The organism is Pseudoalteromonas sp. ABE4_541, from assembly GCF_056312285.1.
Genome location: NZ_JBSVEM010000008.1, coordinates 31,440 through 49,422, shown reverse-complemented (window position 1 = coordinate 49,422; position 17,983 = coordinate 31,440). Strand labels below are relative to the sequence as shown.

16 protein-coding genes are annotated in these 17,983 nt (G+C 42.5%); 5 read left to right on the top strand and 11 right to left on the bottom strand.

The genetic code is table 11. The annotated features are described in order from the left end of the window. Positions 1-23: 23 nt before the first annotated feature. The 5 genes from ACW689_RS09720 to ACW689_RS09700 form a co-directional block, all read right to left on the bottom strand. A complete protein-coding gene (locus ACW689_RS09720; protein WP_476290778.1) occupies positions 24-959 on the bottom strand; it encodes a CHAD domain-containing protein in 936 nt (311 codons plus the stop codon). A gap of 204 nt (positions 960-1,163) precedes the next feature. Further along, positions 1,164-1,673, bottom strand: coding sequence for a DUF2489 domain-containing protein (locus ACW689_RS09715; protein WP_476290776.1), 510 nt, complete (start codon positions 1,671-1,673; stop codon positions 1,164-1,166). Positions 1,674-1,678: 5 nt separating this feature from the next. Further along, positions 1,679-2,263 carry a Der GTPase-activating protein YihI gene (yihI, locus tag ACW689_RS09710; protein ID WP_476290774.1) on the bottom strand — a complete coding sequence of 195 codons (585 nt, stop codon included), beginning with the start codon at positions 2,261-2,263 and terminating at the stop codon, positions 1,679-1,681. After that, positions 2,260-2,937 (bottom strand): class I SAM-dependent methyltransferase, encoded by a 678-nt coding sequence (locus tag ACW689_RS09705; RefSeq protein ID WP_476290772.1) that lies wholly within the window; start codon positions 2,935-2,937, stop codon positions 2,260-2,262. The genes yihI and ACW689_RS09705 overlap by 4 nt, the downstream gene beginning before the upstream one ends. A 648-nt stretch (positions 2,938-3,585) precedes the next feature. Continuing rightward, a complete protein-coding gene (locus tag ACW689_RS09700) occupies positions 3,586-4,218 on the bottom strand; it encodes a c-type cytochrome (RefSeq protein WP_476290770.1) in 633 nt (210 codons plus the stop codon). A gap of 314 nt (positions 4,219-4,532) precedes the next feature. Here ACW689_RS09700 and yihA point away from each other — a divergent pair, with 314 nt between their 5' ends. After that, positions 4,533-5,186: a ribosome biogenesis GTP-binding protein YihA/YsxC gene (gene yihA, locus ACW689_RS09695; RefSeq protein ID WP_476290768.1), complete on the top strand. Its 654-nt coding sequence runs from the start codon at positions 4,533-4,535 to the stop codon at positions 5,184-5,186. Here yihA and ACW689_RS09690 read toward each other — a convergent pair. The 3 genes from ACW689_RS09690 to polA all read right to left on the bottom strand — a co-directional run bounded on the left by ACW689_RS09690 (position 5,183) and on the right by polA (position 9,381). After that, a complete protein-coding gene (locus ACW689_RS09690) occupies positions 5,183-5,704 on the bottom strand; it encodes a DUF1285 domain-containing protein (RefSeq protein ID WP_476290766.1) in 522 nt (173 codons plus the stop codon). The two genes, yihA and ACW689_RS09690, sit on opposite strands and share 4 nt — an antisense overlap. Next, complete coding sequence (locus ACW689_RS09685) at positions 5,688-6,260, bottom strand: YceI family protein (protein ID WP_476290764.1); 573 nt, start codon at positions 6,258-6,260, stop codon at positions 5,688-5,690. Before ACW689_RS09685 ends, ACW689_RS09690 begins: the two co-directional genes overlap by 17 nt. 355 nt (positions 6,261-6,615) lie before the next feature. Next, on the bottom strand, positions 6,616-9,381 hold the full coding sequence (polA, locus tag ACW689_RS09680) for a DNA polymerase I (RefSeq protein ID WP_476290762.1): 2,766 nt from the start codon (positions 9,379-9,381) through the stop codon (positions 6,616-6,618). A gap of 432 nt (positions 9,382-9,813) precedes the next feature. Between polA and elbB the strand changes: the two genes are divergently transcribed. The 3 genes from elbB to ACW689_RS09665 all read left to right on the top strand — a co-directional run bounded on the left by elbB (position 9,814) and on the right by ACW689_RS09665 (position 13,746). After that, positions 9,814-10,464 carry an isoprenoid biosynthesis glyoxalase ElbB gene (gene elbB / locus ACW689_RS09675; protein WP_476290760.1) on the top strand — a complete coding sequence of 217 codons (651 nt, stop codon included), beginning with the start codon at positions 9,814-9,816 and terminating at the stop codon, positions 10,462-10,464. 161 nt (positions 10,465-10,625) lie between these two features. Beyond that, complete coding sequence (locus ACW689_RS09670; RefSeq protein ID WP_476290758.1) at positions 10,626-11,018, top strand: c-type cytochrome; 393 nt, start codon at positions 10,626-10,628, stop codon at positions 11,016-11,018. A 154-nt stretch (positions 11,019-11,172) separates the two neighbouring features. Next, positions 11,173-13,746, top strand: a complete 2,574-nt coding sequence (locus ACW689_RS09665; protein ID WP_476290756.1) for a diguanylate cyclase domain-containing protein — start codon at positions 11,173-11,175, stop codon at positions 13,744-13,746. Here the strand turns inward: ACW689_RS09665 and rep are convergent. Then, on the bottom strand, positions 13,735-15,750 hold the full coding sequence (gene rep, locus ACW689_RS09660) for a DNA helicase Rep (RefSeq protein ID WP_476290754.1): 2,016 nt from the start codon (positions 15,748-15,750) through the stop codon (positions 13,735-13,737). The two genes, ACW689_RS09665 and rep, sit on opposite strands and share 12 nt — an antisense overlap. Positions 15,751-15,867: 117 nt before the next feature. Here rep and ubiK point away from each other — a divergent pair, with 117 nt between their 5' ends. Further along, positions 15,868-16,134, top strand: coding sequence for a ubiquinone biosynthesis accessory factor UbiK (gene ubiK / locus ACW689_RS09655; protein ID WP_476290752.1), 267 nt, complete (start codon positions 15,868-15,870; stop codon positions 16,132-16,134). A 4-nt stretch (positions 16,135-16,138) separates the two neighbouring features. Here ubiK and can read toward each other — a convergent pair whose 3' ends face one another. Together can and ACW689_RS09645 are read right to left on the bottom strand one after the other, a co-directional pair. Next, on the bottom strand, positions 16,139-16,792 hold the full coding sequence (gene can, locus ACW689_RS09650) for a carbonate dehydratase (protein WP_476290750.1): 654 nt from the start codon (positions 16,790-16,792) through the stop codon (positions 16,139-16,141). Positions 16,793-16,802: 10 nt separating this feature from the next. Beyond that, the gene (locus ACW689_RS09645; protein ID WP_476290748.1) at positions 16,803-17,981 is read right to left on the bottom strand and encodes a methyltransferase; all 1,179 of its coding nucleotides are present in this window, start codon (positions 17,979-17,981) and stop codon (positions 16,803-16,805) included. Positions 17,982-17,983 lie beyond the last annotated feature (2 nt).

The window sequence follows — 17,983 nt, the reverse complement described above, 5'->3', positions numbered from 1 at the left end:
GACTCCAACTGTTGTTCTTTACACTACTTACCACGACTCACACCCCGCGAAGTTCGATTACTGCTATTGCGCACGGAGCCTGAACTCCGCTTACTATACGAACTGGTTGAAGCATAGCTACTACGGGTACTGGTAGGCGTATAGCTACTGCGGCTTAAACCCGATGCGCCACTGCGTTTTTTTGCATAGGGACTGGTGAATTGTTTACCTTGTCGCTGGTATGACTGCCGTGTACGCGTTTCAATTGCAGTTTGTGTTTTGATTTGTTTGGGGCTCGAATAGCGATAACGACCATAATCATTGTAGTAGCTGTACTTACGTCGCTTACTCCAGCTGCCATATTCAACCGCATCAAATACATCACCCAGCAGTCGATACATGCCATACCATTGCCAAAAGCTCATGCCATTACTGTTGGTTTGCCATTGGCCATAGTTCGGGTTACCAACAAGCTGATTGCCCACCCCCTCGCCTTCGGCTTTTTGGCTAATCGCACCAACGCGCGCTAAGGTACCATTAGACATATCGGCAAGCATATTAATGGGATCGGTCAGCGCATCACCAAATAAACTCGGCTTCATTGCTTCTCGCAGCACATCTAGGCGCTGTAATGTTTCTTCACTGGGAGGAGAGTTTGGCAAGCTCTTGATATCGATGAGCCGAGTTGCTAGGCCTTGAAATAATGGCCCTTGCTTTGTGGCATCTTGCGCAATAATGGCACTGATCTGTGCTAGCTCGGGCCGCCGCTGCTGTAATACTTTATCGTATTCTTTCAATAAAACCGCATTACGGAGCTGACCATTTTCAAGCGCTTTACCGAGTTGGTTGAGTTCACTGTCTGCACTTTGGATAGCTTGCTCTATTGACTGCTGCAGCTGCTCTTCTTTTGATGAGCAGGCCGTTAATAGGCAAAAGAGACTAAACAAACAAACCAGTTCCCATGTTCTTAATTTCGACATACATGTCACCGTTTGATTAACCAATCATAGTTATAGAAATTTCCCACGTTAGTGTCACATAGCCGCTCAATTCTGCCAAGCGTGAAATTGCAACAAAATAAAACGACCGACCATTTTATGAAACGCGGATTTTTGCTAGCTTTAAAACAAGTAAAGCGGCCTAGGCCGCTTTACTTTAGTAAGAGATAATACAGCTAAAACTGCTCATTGAAACACTACATTTTCGCTATTGGGTAGCGCCTGGAATTCCTTTGCGAGCCTTTCGCAGTCTTGCAAAATTGCTTGCTCTAACTTTTCTTCCGCACGCCAACGCTCGGTGTCCATTTTGAATACTTCTTTTTTCGAGTATTTCTTACGTGCGTCATGCGTTGGCATATCTTTTACCACTTCGTACATTTGGTGTACACCAGGATAAACCTCGCGCAACTCTACCTCCTGAGCAAAGCTATATTGAGATATAAGCACCCAAATTCTCAAGCACCCTTCAGAGTACTCGCATTGCTTTTCTTTCATTGCTCTAGCAATCAAATTAATGCTATCGGCCAGCTTAGCATTGCGTTGCTGGCGCGCTTCATGCAACTTCTTTTGCTGCTCGGCCTGATGTTTTGCAATAAGTTTTTTTTGCACTTTTAATTGCCAAAGCAGTTTACCTGCGTAAAAAGATAACCCAGCAATGATCAAAGCACCAACAACAACCGCTAACACTAACCACATAGACGTTATTTCTCCTCGTCGTCTTCGTCAGTTAACCACTCATCTGCCAAGTCATTACTCATAAATGCGGCGAGCGGATCATCTTCAATAATGTCTTGCTCTTCAAATTCATCATCTTCCAAGCCCAGTAACTCGCAAAGCTCTTGGTGTCGAGCAACACTGCGGTTGAAGTACTTTGCGTCTTTTCCTGTTAGTAATTCACCACGCTCGTGACGTTCAAGGAGAGCCATTAAGCGCTCGTCATTTTCAAGCTGTTCTAACTCTTGCTCCGGTGATAACTGTGGCTTTATTTTTTTCAGCTCAACTTGAGGCTGCAAATGGCGTTGTAAAACTGGTTGCTGCTCTTGTATTGCTGCATCGGCAACTAATGGGACTGGCTTTTTGCTTCCTACCCGGCTATCTTTCGCTGCTTTTGTATTGTTTTGATGTTTAGTTTCTTTTGCATCTTGTGCATTGCGTGAGCCAGGCTTCGCCCCTTTGTGTTTTTTAGGGCGCTGCTCTTTCATTGCTCTTAACTCTTGCAATTTCTCTTTGCTCAATCTAGGCGTGCCATTACTAGCAACCTTTCTACTCTTTTTCTTTCTAGTCATAATACTGCTTCGCTCGGTGCCATTGGCACCTTTGATTTAGTTAGGATAATGACATCGTTACCAATAAATTCGATCTCGCTGCCAAAAATTCGTGCTACATAATTAAATGTCTCGCGGCTAAAAAATGAAATATGTGTCAAGTCATTTTTATAATGCCACGTTGCAAAACGTGCTTTGTCGATAACCAGTTTTGTCATCAACACCAAGGGTGCTCCCGGTTTTAGCAAAGCAAAGAGTTGCGATAATACCTGCTTGGGCTGTGCGATGTGCTCTATTACTTCCGTACAAGTAATAAAGTCATATTCACCCTCTAGCACTGTTGGATCATTTGCATAGTATAGGTCATACAAAGCCATTGTATGCCCATGCTCTCGCAGCATTTGTGCCAATAAGGGACCTGGACCGCATCCAAAGTCTAGCCCTGTACTTGGCTGCACTAAGCGCTGTAACAAAGGTTCACTAACACGCGATAAAAAGCGTCGATAACCTTCATCAGCTAAGTCGTTCTCATGACTATCGTAAATTAACTTTTCTTGCTCTGGCGTTAGTCGTGCATCCTCTGCAACTAACACCAAATTACATTGCTGGCACTGCCAATAATGTCGAAATTTATCTTGGTGATAATGCACAAGATCGGTGCCAGCGCATAAACCACATGAGGTTTTCAATTGCACAGCATTACTTATAGGGTATTAATCAAGCAGGTATTGTAGCAGGTCTACGGCGCAGCATAAATAAAAAGACGGTAGAGATTGCTCCCTACCGCCTACTAATCTGAGCGTCTCAAAACTGGACACTTCTCCCTTCGACTTTCAAAGTCTTTATTTTTCTTATTATGCTGTCATCCGTATTGTTTTTATTGTTACTTCCGTGAGTCTTTCCATATTGTTTTTATTTTTAAACTTCCATGAGACTTTTATTATTCTCGGTCAATCCTGACACTTTATTGTTATTTCCATAATGCTGAGTACCAAAATTAGTACTAAAACTGCCACCTACGCTTCCATCGCGATTTGTCCATGTTGTTTTGTTATCTTGGCGACACCGAATAATCTACGCCTTAATGAAATAGTTACAACTGGTTAATAGTAAATTTCCTCAACTTGCTTTATTGCAAAATACACAAACCAATAAATAACAAAGAGTTACAAGTTGAAAAAAATACAAAATAAGAAAAGTCTCACAATACCATGTGGCAAATGTCTTACAAGGAAGCAAGAGGATTTCGTAATAATAACTTGCGATCAAAAAAGGCAGCGGATGCTGCCTTTTTAATCATTTTGGGTGCAGACTGAGCTAAAGCGACAGCCTAAAATACTACCCTAGTGTAAGCCACCTAAGTATTTTGATAAAACTTCGATGTCTTTATCCGTAAGCTTTTTCGCAATATCACGCATCATGCCGTTAAGATCATTCGCACGCGTATCGTCACGGAATTTCTCAAGCTGCGACTTGATATACTCTGGATGCTGGAATGAAATCTTTGGAAACTTAGATAAAGAAGTACCGTTACCACGAGGTCCATGACATGCTGCGCATGCAGGAATACCACGTTCAGCATCACCTGCTTTATATAACTTTTGTCCCACAGTTACAACGTCTTCTGGCGTTGTGCCCGCGCTCATATTCAATGATGAGAAGTAAGCAGCCAAGTCTTTCATATCTTGATCTGATAATGGCATTGCCATACCACTCATTACAGGATCCATACGGCCTTCACTTCCACCAGAGGTCATACCTAATTTGAACTCTTGCAGTTGCTTGTAAATGTAGTCCGCATGTTGACCGGCAATTTTAGGATACATATTTACAGGTGCGTTGCCATCTGGGCCGTGACACGCTGCACATGTTGCAGATTTCGCTTTACCCGCTTCTGCGTCGCCATCAAATGCTGTTGCGTTGCTTGCTGACAACGTACCAAGCAACATTGTTAAAGTTAATGCTATTTTCTTCATGGTAAATTCTCTGTTTCGACCCTGTAATGTTTAGTCCCAAGCCGCTTTTAAAAGAAGTAGATTAAGCGAAACTCGAGTAGACAATCTTTATCTCTACGTTGCAATTTCTACATTCTACACGATATTAAATTCTCTGGCACGTTTTCTGCTCACATTACGCTTATAAATTATAGGGTTTTGACTTAGATTAAACTTACTCTGCCTAAAAAGAAGGTTTAAAACGGACCAAGAAAATAATGTTTCCTTTTGCAACTTAGCTAAGTGTTATAAACTACGCTTGTTTTAGCTATTCGTATTATTTGTTAGGAAAGCCTGTGCTCAAGTCTCGTATTAAATATCATACCGCTAGTTTTATCACCAGTGCCCCAGATATCACTAAATTACCTGCCGATGAAGGTATTGAAGTGGCATTTGCAGGTCGTTCAAACGCTGGCAAATCAAGTGCGTTAAATGCACTTACCGATCAAAAACTCGCGCGCACAAGTAAAACACCAGGCCGTACGCAACTGATCAATACCTTTGAACTGGATACCGATAAGCGCTTAATTGATTTACCTGGTTATGGTTTCGCCAAAGTACCCATTGAAATGAAAAAGAAATGGCAACGTTCATTAGGTGAGTACTTACAAAAACGAAAAAGCTTAAAGGGTTTAGTGGTATTAATGGATATACGTCATCCACTTAAAGACCTAGATATGGATTTGATCAACTGGGCTGTTGATAGTGAGATCCCGATTCTCGCTTTATTGACTAAAGCCGATAAGCTTAAACAAGGCAAGCGCAAAGCTGAAGTACTACAAGTAAGGCGTGCCTTAGCTGAACTAGATGCAGACATCACGGTTCACGCATTTTCATCTTTGAAAGGGATTGGCTTAAACGAACTAGCGTGGAAATTAGATGACTGGTATTTAGGTCCGTTTGTCAAAGCTGACCTAAACGAAAGTGATTCGGATACCCAAGAAGACTAGTCCGATAGATAGAATTTCATGCCTGCCGAGCTTATATATATACCTTTTGTGTCTTGCTCGGCTATATCTGCCCACTGATAGTACACATTTCTAGCGACTCTCGCACTCAGCCCATTTGTGAGTTCGACATAGGGTAAGCTTTGCCCTTGATACTCCCGTAATGTGACTGGGTATTGTTCACAAATAGGCCATTGTCGTTCTAGATTATCAACAGCGACCATTACCATAACACCTTCGCATTCTACATTATGCCAGTGAGTGATCATAAATGGCGCATCGGTGACTTTGATTTCACAACGTTCAATTGGCGTGGTCAACCAATATCGCTCATTTTCTTTGCTTAAAACGCTGGCAAAAAGACGCAGTAAACCAAGGCGTTTGATCTCTCCACCTTGATGAAACCAACGACCCTGCTGGTCAATTTCCATATCGAGCAAGCCACAAGCTTGCCCCGTCCATTTATCTGTCGGGGCGTGGGGTGTAACAAGTCGATTAACAAGATCAGTGAGCTTGCTCATCAAAAACCAAACTGAAAGTCACTGGAACAGTGGTTGCAATGCTATCCAAACCTGCAACTTTTCTGAGAGCTTCAACTCCCTTAGTAAGTTTAAAGTCCGCAGCTTTAACTAAAATAGCGCGTTGTGGTGTCACATGCAGTGCTTTACCTTGTTTGTTGACAACCAAATCAACTTTCATTTGTTGCTTTTCGCCATGTAGCGACAACTCAACAGGTACGCCCTTTAGCGTCTGAACGCCTGCTTTCAAGCTTTCTAGCTGTGCCGCAAGTTCAGCACGCACTATCGCTTTAGGAAAATTAGCCACATCAAACAGCATTTTTTGCATACGTTCATTTCGGATCGGGATCATAGTCTCAATACTGGCCAAATCAATGCTCAATGTGAGCATCCCTTTATCCGATAATGTACCTTCTAGCTGCTTAAAGTAATGATTTTCAGCAATGCTATTTTTCTTAATAGAAGTAATACTTAAATCACTTTGGGTATTACTGAGCTGCCAATCTGCAAACGCACAAGGTGAAAGTAAAGTAGCGCATAGTAATAATGGTTTAAGCATGACGTAATCCTTTTATTATAAGAAGAGTCGATATACTAGCATGCATTTGGTTGAGATAGACAGTTGAGAAGAAAAACACGGCTCACCAAAAATGTGAGCCGTTATAGCAATCTGGGGAGAAGCTATCAATACGCTGTATCCTCTTACGAGAGATACATCATCAACAGGATGTCCTACAGGATGAGGACGCGCGCACTGTAGCAAAACCAAAAACAGAAATAAACGCCATAACGCAAAAACTGGGCCAATTTGATATTTTATAAACATTCCATTGTTTCTGTTTACGCTTTTTTTACGAGCAGGCCAATAAAAAAGGGCGCTCAGCGCCCTTTTTAAAAATATTAATCTACCTTATCTAGTGAGCTTGCTCCCAGTTTTCACCGTGATCGGCCTCCACAAGTAAAGGCACGTCCAGTTTGGCTGCCTCACTCATCAATTGGCAAATCGTCTCGCTAAATTGTGTCACTTTCTCACTCGATACTTCAAAAACCAATTCATCATGTACTTGCATAAGTAGCTTAATATCATCACGAGACTGCGTATTCAGCCAATCGCTGACTTTAAGCATGGCCTTTTTAATAATATCAGCAGCGGTGCCCTGCATTGGCGCATTGATAGCCGCGCGTTCAGCAGCTTTTCTGCGTGCACCATTTCTCGCTTTAATATCAGGCAGATGCAATCTACGACCAAACAAGGTTTCAACATACCCCTTCTCAGCCGCTTCCTCTCTCGTGCGCTCCATGTAATCAAGCACACCTGGGAATCGTTCAAAGTATTTATCCATATAGTGTTGTGCTTCGTTTCTTGGGATATCTAGCTGTCTTGATAAGCCAAAAGCACTCATGCCATAGATTAAACCAAAGTTTACCGCTTTGGCTTTACGCCTCATGTCTGACGTCACTTCTTCGAGTGGCACTGAGAATACTTCAGATGCAGTCGCACTGTGCACATCTTTACCTTGTGCAAAGGCATTGAGCAGACCCTCATCTTGTGACAAATGGGCCATAATACGCAGTTCAATTTGACTGTAATCAGCCGCTAAAATTTGTTTGCCTTGATCGGCAATAAACGCCTGACGAATTCTGCGCCCAGCTTCATTGCGAATTGGAATATTCTGCAAATTTGGATCACTAGAGCTTAAACGACCTGTTGCCGTCACCGCTTGGTGATAAGAGGTATGCACGCGGCCTGTATCTGGATTCACCAACTTTGGCAGCTTATCGGTGTAAGTTGACTTCAGTTTAGCTAATCCTCGATGTTCAATGATGAGCTTAGGTAGAGGATAGTCGTGTGCTAGCTCTTGAAGTACTTCTTCTGCAGTTGAGGGAGCGCCCTTTGGCGTTTTTTTAATAACTGGTAAGCCCTGCTTTTCAAATAAGATAGCCTGCAACTGCTTAGGAGAGCTTAAGTTAAACTCTTCACCAGCCAGCTCAAACGCCTCTTTTTCAATTTCCTCTAAACGCGTGGCAAGTTCAACGCTTTGCTTTGCCAGCATATCAGAGTCTATTCTAACACCTGTTCGTTCTATGTCTGAGAGCACCGACAGTAAAGGTAATTCAATTTCATTAAATACAGGTAATAACGCTTCATGTTGCTCTAATAAAGGCCATAAGTGTTGATGTAAGCGTAATGTAATATCGGCATCTTCAGCCGCATAAGGTGCCGCCTTTTCAAGTTCGATTTGGTTAAATGTCAGCTGACTTTTACCTTTACCGGCAATATCTTCGAAGCTGATATTCTTATGACCCAAATACTTCAACGCCAAAGAATCCATATCATGGCGCGTGCCTACACTGTTAAAAACATATGATTCCAACATAGTGTCATAGGCAATACCGTTTAATTCAAACCCTGCGCGTGCCAGTACACTTTTATCGTACTTTAGGTTTTGCCCAACTTTTTTTACTGATGGGTCTGCGAGCAATGGCCCCAATTTTTCAAACACAAGCGCCTTTGACAACTGCTCTGGTGCACCTAAATAGTCGTGGGCAATTGGTAAATAAGCCGCTTCCCCTGGTGCCACCGCAAAGCTCATACCGACCAAATCAGCCTGCATATAATCCAAGCTGGTTGTTTCAGTATCAAATGCAATCAACTCTGCAGTTTGTACCTTATCCAGCCAAGTATTTAATTGAGATTCAGTAAGAATGGTTTCATAGTGCGCATCAATTTGTGCAACAGATGCTGCACTACTTTGTGCTTCGACTTCTGTAATCTCTGCTTTGCCGTTGCTTGGCGCACCATCTAACAGCTCACTGAGCCAACGCTTAAACTCACATTCAGCGTATAACTCAATCAATTTATCTTTATTGACTTCACTGATAGCAAATTGATCTAAGTCTTGCTCAACTTCAACATCCAGTTTGATGGTTGCCAGTTCATAAGACAGTTTTAATTGCGCTTCGTGCTCTGCTAGCTTTTTAGCCATCGTTTTTGAGCCTCTAAAGCCCAAGTCAGCAATATCATCTAGACGTTCGTAAAGCGCTTCAATCGAACCGATCCCTTGTAGCATCGCCAAAGCTGTTTTTTCACCCACACCAGGTACGCCAGGAATATTATCCACTTTGTCACCCATTAGTGCGAGGTAATCAATGATAAGCTCAGGGCCAATACCAAATTTATCCACAACACCTTGAGGGTCAAGTACAGTATTGGTCATGGTGTTGATCAAAGTGACATGCTCATTGACCAACTGAGCCATATCCTTATCGCCTGTACTGATCAATACATGACGTTTTTGCTCAGATGCGATTCGCGCAAAGGTGCCAATAACATCATCGGCCTCAACACCTGAAACGCTCACCAACGGCAAACCCATCGCTTCGATAATATCGTGGATCGGTTTGATCTGTGTACGCAGATCATCAGGCATAGGTGGGCGATGCGCCTTGTACTCACTGTACATTTCATTTCTAAAAGTAGGCCCTTTGGCGTCAAACACCACCACCATGTGACTTGGCTGATATTGTTTTAACAAACTTTTTAGCATGTTAATTACGCCATATATGGCACCAGTTGCTTCACCTTTAGAGTTAGTTAAGTGCGGCGGCGCATGATATGCGCGAAAAAGATATGAAGAACCGTCAACCAAGATCAATGGATTTTCTGGGATCAAAGACATAAATAAGGGGATCCTAAATGAGCTTTAAAAAAACAGCATAAGCATGCCATAAGGGCACCGATAAAACGAGGGATAAAAATAATTAACAACCCGCTTGATATGAATAACAAACTGTGGATAACTTTGTAGATAAACAGGAGTCATCGCAGCAGATATTTTAAAAACATCTACCGTAAAAATTTAAACCTATGAAAATAAGGGAAAAAAATAATTTTTTTATTTTTCTAGTTTCAACAAAAAATGTGGAAAAACATTCTGCGTGCTCACAAAGCCTAGTTCACTCTGTATAAAAATCAAGCTCCTTTTTGTGAGCGGACGGGTATACTAACACAATTGATCAAAGATCAAATAAGATCCTTTATAATATTTTTTCAAACCCGTAATGCCGATATGGCATAAAGCAAGAAACTTCAATAATTGAGAGGACCTCATATGAAAAAAGTGGCGATCATTTTAAGTGGTTGTGGCGTATTTGACGGCGCAGAAATACATGAATCCGTTTTGACCATGTTGCACATTGAGCAACAATCAGCTTCATACCAATGTTTTGCGCCAAACATAGAACAACATCACGTTATTAACCATATAAATGGTGAAGAACAAGCGCAAAGCCGCAACGTACTTGAAGAAGCGGCGCGTATAGCTCGCGGTAATATCAAAGACTTATCGCAACTTAATGCAAGTGAATTTGATGCGCTCGTACTCCCCGGAGGATTTGGTGTAGCCAAAAACCTCAGCGACTTTGCATTTCAAGGGGCGCAATCACAGATCCTCGAAGTGCTAAAAACAAGTTGTCAAGCATTCGCAACTCAAAGCAAACCTATTGCGTATTTATGCATTGCACCATCACTGATCGGACACATTCACCCATCAGGTACGTTGGCAACCATTGGTAACGACTTAGACACATCAACCGCATTAGAACAACTAGGCGCAAAACATGTAACGTGCAATGTAGACAACATCGTCGTAGACAGCGAACACAAGGTGATAAGCACGCCAGCATATATGTTAGCGCAATCCATCAGTGAAGCCTCTGTTGGTATCCAAAAAGCAATACAGGCGCTGCTGGAATTGGCATAGGCAAAATGGCGGAAGATAAATTTGCGATAGCGCAATAAATTGGCATTTTTATCTCAATATGCACAAGTTTAGTTTTATAAATTAATTGGTGGCGTTATAATCGCTAGAAATTCCGTCATCTTATCGTGATTGATCACGTCCAAATGAAGTGAGCAAGACAAATGAAAAAACTTTCGGCAGCACTTTTATTGCTATCAACAGCCGCTATGGCTCAGCCTTATGACAATGCTTTAACAGAAGAAGCTATCAAAAACCGTATCGCTCCTGTAGGCGAAGTGTATTTAGCGGGCGCAGCCGACGCAGCACCTGCAGCTCCAACTGGACCGCGTTCTGGTGAGCAAGTTTACCAAGCTTCTTGTTTTGCTTGTCACGGCACTGGAGCCCTAGGTGCGCCAAAGTCTGCGGATGACTGGGCTCCTCGTCTAGCAAAAGGCAATGACGTATTACTTGAGCATGCGCTTAACGGCTTTAACGCTATGCCACCACGTGGAACTTGTGGTGATTGTTCTGATGATGAAATTGCAGCAGCTATTGATTTTATGACTGCAAAATAATCGCGCTCAGTATGAGGAGATCGCCGATCTCCTCTGCACTTACAAGCAAAAAATCCTCATATTACACCCCGGACATATCACTTGACCACTACGAATAAAAGTGGAAATATAAGAGTAATATTTAAGCGAATAATAATAAATTTGGGTTAAATCATTGGAAGATCCCTCGACTCTGCTTCGTAAACTTGAGCGTAACAATATGCGCCTTAAGTTTCTGCTAAAAAAATACAAGCAGAACAGCCACTTGCAACATGCTCTCATTCTTTTATCTGAGCAGGCGAGTACGGTTGCGGAGTTGACTTTGCTCTATCCTGCGATCCACAATATCTTAGCGCAATACTTACCAAGCCGTAGTTTCTACGTCGTTCTGCAAAATCAGTTCACTCAAGCGCTTGAGCTTTCATACTTTGTTGATGAGAAAGATGGTATTTCTGTACCATTGAATGAAAATAGCCATTTTTCTGAAGGCGTAACGGGTTACGTCTTCCGCTCTGGAAAGTGTGTCTATCTGACCAAAGAAACCATGCAAAAGCAAACTCAACAGGGTTTATATAAGGCTCTCGGTAGCCAAGCCGAACATTGGGTAGGCGTACCAATTTATCGAGACAAGTCCATTATAGGCGTCATGGTTTCGCAAAGTTACAAAGTCGAGCAAAGTTATAGCGAACAGCAAATCGAGCTACTTGAGGTAATGTCGCTCTACCTATCTACCGCGATAGAACGTGTAAAGAAGCGTGAGTTGCTAGAGTCAGAAGTTAAAATTCGCACACGTGCTTTAATGCAAAGTAATGAAGCTCTCAACAAAGAGATTGAACATCGAAAACGCGCGCTCGAACGGCAACAGATCTTATTTAAAATTTCAGAGCTTGCCACACAATTCAATGATATTGACGACGTGTATAAGCAAGTTCACGACATCATACGCTCGATCACATTCGCAGAAAATCTGTATATTGCACTATATGATAAGCACAAGGGCTGGCTGAATTTCCCTTACAGTGTTGACGAAGTTTGCGAATATCGCCCAAGGCCTTTTGCTAAGGGGTATAGCGAGCTCGTTATTCGTACTGAACGTAGTCAACTGATAGATACAGAACGTGCCAAAAAGCTAATTACCGATGGCACTGTTGAGCGAGCTAAAGATTACTATCAAATAAAATTAGCAACAAGCTGGATGGGGGCACCGTTAAAAACGGCTAACGGGGTAATAGGACTTATTGCTTGCCAAGCTTACGATCATAAGTATGAGTTCGATTATGATGATGTGGAGTTGATCTCATTTGTATCAAATCAGATTGCTTCCGTACTGCAAACACACCTAGCAAATCAAGCGCTAAAACTTAGCCACCAAGAGTTAGAGCACCGTGTTGCTGAAAAAACCAAAGCATTGCAGCAAACTAACTTACACCTGCAAATGCAAATTGAAGAACGTAAAAAAATAGAGCAACAGCTATATCATGACGCTCATCATGATCCGCTCACCAGTTTGCCCAATCGCAGTTTATTCCTAACCCAATTAGAAAAAACACTGCACAAATTTCAGCGCCATCCCGAGCACCACTTTGCTGTACTGTTTATTGATCTGGATAAATTCAAATCAATCAATGACGAATTAGGTCATCAGGCTGGTGATCAGTTTTTGATTTGGGTGAGTAAGTCATTTTCAGAATGTATTAGAGAGCATGATCTTTTAGCACGCCTTGCCGGTGATGAGTTTGTGATATTGCTGGATCATTTAAGTGATAAACAACAAGCTGAAGATGTCGCTAAACGTATCATTCGGGTTATGCAACAACCGTTCTGTATGAAGGGTATATGCGTGCAAAGTGGCGCGAGTATTGGCATCACTTATAGCAATAAAGATTATCAAAACACTGATGAAATCATACGAGATGCTGATGCCGCCATGTATTATGCTAAAAATGCAGGCCGGGGCCGATATGAGTTTTATCATCCGCTATTAACTGCCAGTTCTGGCAGCGCAAAGCATGTTGAACATCATCATTTGAGTGCCTTACCCACACATTTTCGCAGCACAGAAGTTGTTTCAATGACCGAATGTGGTTACCCAATTAGCTTACTTGATGCATTTGGTGAACACCCAGTACTGGGTAGTACTAACTTTGATGTACTGAAGAAATTTGCAGCGGAAAAAGCTGAACAGTTAGAAATAGAGCTGCAACTGCTAGAACAGGCCGTTGAAATAGGCAATGTGCAGCACCAAGATCTCCTCTTTGCGTGTTCTGCCATTATTTTAGACAGCCAAGCATTTGGCACCTTGTGTAAGATTTTAAAAACAGCGCAACACAAGTTATGTTTGCTTTTTGATGAAGCGCAATTACGTCACGCATCGAGCCAGCAATTAGATAACCTCAAATCACTACTTGCAATCGGGCAAGCTATTGGCCTAAATGATTTCGCTCAAGATCGCTGTGATTTAGCTTTACTGACACAATTTGATTTTGAGTATCTATTGCTCAGCTCTACTTTCAGCAAACGTGTCTTGCAGCAACAATCCTATGATCTGCAGTTACAGGGTATACTCGCGGTCACTAAGCTGAAAAATACGCGCGTCATTGCGAAGGGACCTGCGATTTTAAATTTCCAAGGACTGCTCGAAAGTCATGGTGTTGCGTTATTCTTTGGAAAACAACAAAGCATCGGCAAAGAGCCAGCTATCGCCAGCGCTTCAGCCACACAGCAAACACAAGAAACGCTATCGTTTTAACATCGCTCTGAGATTAGCCACACGCGCTTGACCTTTTTCCATTCTCTCCGCTTGCGAAGCCACGGTTTTCTTCTGCCCTTCAAAACTTAAGTCGTCTTGTGGTAACTCATGAACAAAACGACTCAACTCAGGAGTGGCCACTTCACCAAACTGACGACGGTTTTTAGCATACGTGAGTGTTAGCGTTTGTTGTGCTCGCGTGATCCCTACATACGCCAAACGACGCTCTTCTTCTACATTATCTTCATCAATGCTGGTTTGGTGGGGTAAGAAACCCTCTTCCATACCCACCATGAATACGTGTGGATACTCCAAGCCTTTTGACGCATGTAGAGTAAGTAGCTGTACTGCATCACTATCGTCTTCTTCTTCATTACGCTCAAGCATGTCACGCAAAGTAAGTTTACTGACCACTTCAGGTAGTGTCATTGGCGGATTATCCGCATCACCGGTGAGCATATCGGTGATCCAACGATAAAGTTCAGAGACGTTTTTCATACGCATTTCCGCAGCTTTGGCACTAGGTGATGTTTCGTATAAGTAAGCTTCGTAATTGGTTTCTCTGACCATATCTTTTACCGCTTCAAGCGTGTCACCACGAGTGGCTCTATCCGACAACTCTACAACCCATCGAGCAAAAGCCATCAAGGCATTTAAACCTCGACCCGCCAAGCGCTCAGCGAGCTGAGGGTCAAAACAGGCCTCAAATAAACTAATGTGCTTCTCGTTAGCTAAACTGCCTAACTTCTCTAATGTGACAGGGCCTATTTCGCGTCTCGGCGTATTAACGATACGCAAAAAGGCATTATCGTCGTCCTGATTTACCAACAATCGTAAGTACGCCATGATGTCTTTGATCTCACTACGCGAAAAAAATGACATGCCACCACTAATCTTATAAGGAATACGGTTACTCATTAGCGATTTTTCAAAGACTCTGGCTTGGTGATTACCCCGATACAAAATCGCATAATCTCGATAACTGGTGCGTTTCATAAACTTGTGTGAAATAATCTCAGCAACCACGCGCTCCGCTTCATGCTCTTCATCTCGGGTTGCAATAACACGAATGGGATCACCATTTTCCAATTCACTGAATAACTGCTTATCAAACTCATGGGGGTTATTTGCAATCAAAATATTGGCCGCTTTTAGAATGCGACGGCAACTACGATAATTTTGCTCTAATTTGATTAAACGCAGGCCGGGAAAGTCCTTTGAAAGGAGTACCAAGTTCTGTGGCTTAGCACCACGCCATGAATAAATTGACTGATCATCATCCCCCACCACAGTGAAACGCGCCCGCTCACCCACCAACAACTTAACTAGTTGATATTGGCTGGTATTGGTATCTTGATACTCATCCACCAGCAAGTAACGAAAACGTGCTTGCCAGCGCTCTCTCACATCGGCACTTTGTAGCAACAATAGTGTTGGCACCATGATCAGGTCATCAAAATCGAAAGCGTTATAGGCTCTAAGCTGTGTTTGATAACGAGCATACAACTGCGCAAACAAAGCCTTTTGTGGCTCTCTTGCTTGTGCAATAGCTTGCTGTGGCAAAATAAGTTCATTTTTCCAACTGCCAATTTGCATCTTCAACAAATTGAGTAAATCTTTATCTTTTTCTAGCTCTTTTTCTGTTAACTCACTAAGTAGCTGGTTGGTATCCTGATCATCAAGCAAGGAGAAGTTCGATTTATAACCCAACGTCTTTAATTCTTTTTTAATGACTTCCAACCCTAAGGTATGAAAGGTAGAAACCCACAAACCTTTAGATTCTTGTTTGCCAAGTGTTTGAGAAACACGTTCACGCATTTCTTTAGCAGCCTTATTAGTAAACGTAACGGCAGCAATATTTTTGGCTTGGTATTCACACTTTTGCACCAGATAAGCTATTTTGTTGGTGATCACTCGAGTTTTACCCGAGCCAGCGCCAGCCAGTACTAGACATGGGCCACTAATGTATTTTACCGCTTCATCTTGTTTTGGATTGAGTTTCATTACTAAGGATACTTTGAGCTACCGAAGGGCGCATTTTAACTTAAAGCGCTCTGTGCGCCTAGGCGCTCAGCAAAGCATTTGCTAATATGAAGCCATACTTTTAAATAAGGACTTGTCATGATTAACCCTGCAAAGATAGAAGAAATTGCTAAGCAAATTTCTAATAATATGCCACAAGGTGTAAAGAATTTAGCGGATACATTTGAATCTAAAACCAAACAAGTGATCCAAAACAAACTAGCGGAAATGGATTTTGTTAGCCGAGAAGAATTCGACATTCAAAGCAAAGTCTTGATCCGAACACGAGAAAAATTAGCTGAGTTAGAAGAAAAAGTGGCGGCACTTGAAGCGCAATTAGCGCAACAAGACGACAACGCTGAGTAAAACGTTATAAATAACGTTTTGCCACTTGCTCCACCGCTTGGGTATAAGCCGCATTAACATACTCAAGCGACGTGGTTTGAGTTTGCACTTCATGTAACAAACCATCTGCTAGACCATAAACCCAGCCATGAATGGTCAGTTCTTGCCCTCTTAGCCAAGCATCTTGTACCACATTGGTCAGGCACACATTTCTTACTTGGTCGATGACATTAAGCTCACATAATGCAGCACATCGCTTTTCAAGCGCGATGGAAGTTAATAATGCTTGATGTTTTTCTTTCACATCAGCCACATGGCGTAACCAATTATCTATTAAGCCAAAGCGCGCTTCATCCAACACCGCTTGAACGCCACCACAACCGTAGTGTCCTACCACCATAATGTGCTCTACTTTAAGCACCTCAACCGCATATTGCATTACCGATAGACAATTATGATCGGTATGCACCACCACGTTGGCTACATTACGGTGCACAAAAAGTTCACCCGGCATAAGATCCACAATTTCATTGGCAGGCACCCGAGAATCCGAACAGCCAATCCAAAGGTAATCAGGGTTCTGCTGGCCTGCTAACTTTTTGAAAAACTCAGGATCACGTTGCTGAGTACGTTTTGCCCATTGTTGGTTATTATTAAGTAAATGATCAAGCGAGCACATGTGCTTTCCTCTAGTTTGCCGTAGCGAGGATTAGAATATTCCTTGGCGTTAGCTGTTTATGACAAAATTCTTGAATATCGACATCATACCCAGATGCTTGTAAATATAAAGCCCTATCGAGGACCAACCAGATCTCAATGGCGCGTCTAAATGCGTGTCTTACCAACTCAATTCTATCGGTAACTCTCTTTCTTTGTTGCCCTAACAGTAAGTAATGTGTGTAGTCACATTCAGCAGGTAATGACACGCCTTTTTGTTCTGCTGCCCATAAGCAAAAATCAGAAAAGTCACCAGAAAAAATGCTTTTATTCACTGACGGTACACTCACATACTCACTCTCCCCCGTCACATCACGTCTAAGCGCATCAAAACCCAAGCGCCAAGTCACTTCGGTTTTCCTGATTTTACCAACGCGCTGTGGCGCTGTGACAGTTTCTTGTAATGCCAGTTTCATGTCACTGTGTGTTAAGCGCAGCTCACTTTGCTTAGCAGGTTCGCTCATGGCCTGATAAGTCGGTTCTGTGAATAAATGATAGCAACAAGGCGATAGACTTATCTTTTTTACCCCAGCCCTAACCGCTTGTGTCATAAAAACTTGATGGAGTCGACCACAGGCATGTAAAGCAACGGCATGCTGCTGTTCAAAGAAATGTTGCTGGGTCGTATCTTTTAGCACATCAGCACAACTAAACGTCATGGCTAAGTTTTGCTGCTTAGCACTTTTTTGCCCCTGCTCACATAGCGGAGCCTGTAACTCGATACTGTGCACATGTGGCGCACCATTAAACGCTAAAATACGTCCTAGATGCCCCTTTCCTGCACACCACTCCAATACAGGATAGCGGGCATCCTCAATATGACTCACAAAGTCCTGTAATTGCTCTAGTTTGCGCCCTTTAATGCCGTTGCTCAACCAAAATGGCAATGGTGTTCTTGGATGCGTTTGGAAATCTAAATGAAGAAGCGCTTCTAGCTCATTTAGCTGAGGAATAAACTGACTGAGTGCCAATTGTAGTTGTTGCGGATTTGCATCGAGTAGAGCGACCTGTTCATCGCTTAGAGACATTAGCCAAGTATTCAGCTTTTCATTCCACGGTAAAGCATCAAACTCAAACGCTACCAACTGCCAATATACTTTAGTTTGCGTAAGTAGTTCGTCTAACTTTTTAAACCGCGATAAGAGATACATAA

What these genes read in the sequence shown, in the direction of transcription:
- ACW689_RS09720 (WP_476290778.1), bottom strand. Translation starts at nt 959, where the DNA reads ATGTCGAAATTAAGAACATGGGAACTGGTTTGTTTGTTTAGTCTCTTT.
- ACW689_RS09715 (WP_476290776.1), bottom strand. Translation starts at nt 1,673, where the DNA reads ATGTGGTTAGTGTTAGCGGTTGTTGTTGGTGCTTTGATCATTGCTGGG.
- yihI (WP_476290774.1), bottom strand. Translation starts at nt 2,263, where the DNA reads ATGACTAGAAAGAAAAAGAGTAGAAAGGTTGCTAGTAATGGCACGCCT.
- ACW689_RS09700 (WP_476290770.1), bottom strand. Translation starts at nt 4,218, where the DNA reads ATGAAGAAAATAGCATTAACTTTAACAATGTTGCTTGGTACGTTGTCA.
- ACW689_RS09690 (WP_476290766.1), bottom strand. Translation starts at nt 5,704, where the DNA reads ATGAGCAAGCTCACTGATCTTGTTAATCGACTTGTTACACCCCACGCC.
- ACW689_RS09685 (WP_476290764.1), bottom strand. Translation starts at nt 6,260, where the DNA reads ATGCTTAAACCATTATTACTATGCGCTACTTTACTTTCACCTTGTGCG.
- polA (WP_476290762.1), bottom strand. Translation starts at nt 9,381, where the DNA reads ATGTCTTTGATCCCAGAAAATCCATTGATCTTGGTTGACGGTTCTTCA.
- elbB (WP_476290760.1), top strand. Translation starts at nt 9,814, where the DNA reads ATGAAAAAAGTGGCGATCATTTTAAGTGGTTGTGGCGTATTTGACGGC.
- ACW689_RS09670 (WP_476290758.1), top strand. Translation starts at nt 10,626, where the DNA reads ATGAAAAAACTTTCGGCAGCACTTTTATTGCTATCAACAGCCGCTATG.
- rep (WP_476290754.1), bottom strand. Translation starts at nt 15,750, where the DNA reads ATGAAACTCAATCCAAAACAAGATGAAGCGGTAAAATACATTAGTGGC.
- ubiK (WP_476290752.1), top strand. Translation starts at nt 15,868, where the DNA reads ATGATTAACCCTGCAAAGATAGAAGAAATTGCTAAGCAAATTTCTAAT.
- can (WP_476290750.1), bottom strand. Translation starts at nt 16,792, where the DNA reads ATGTGCTCGCTTGATCATTTACTTAATAATAACCAACAATGGGCAAAA.
- ACW689_RS09645 (WP_476290748.1), bottom strand. Translation starts at nt 17,981, where the DNA reads ATGTATCTCTTATCGCGGTTTAAAAAGTTAGACGAACTACTTACGCAA.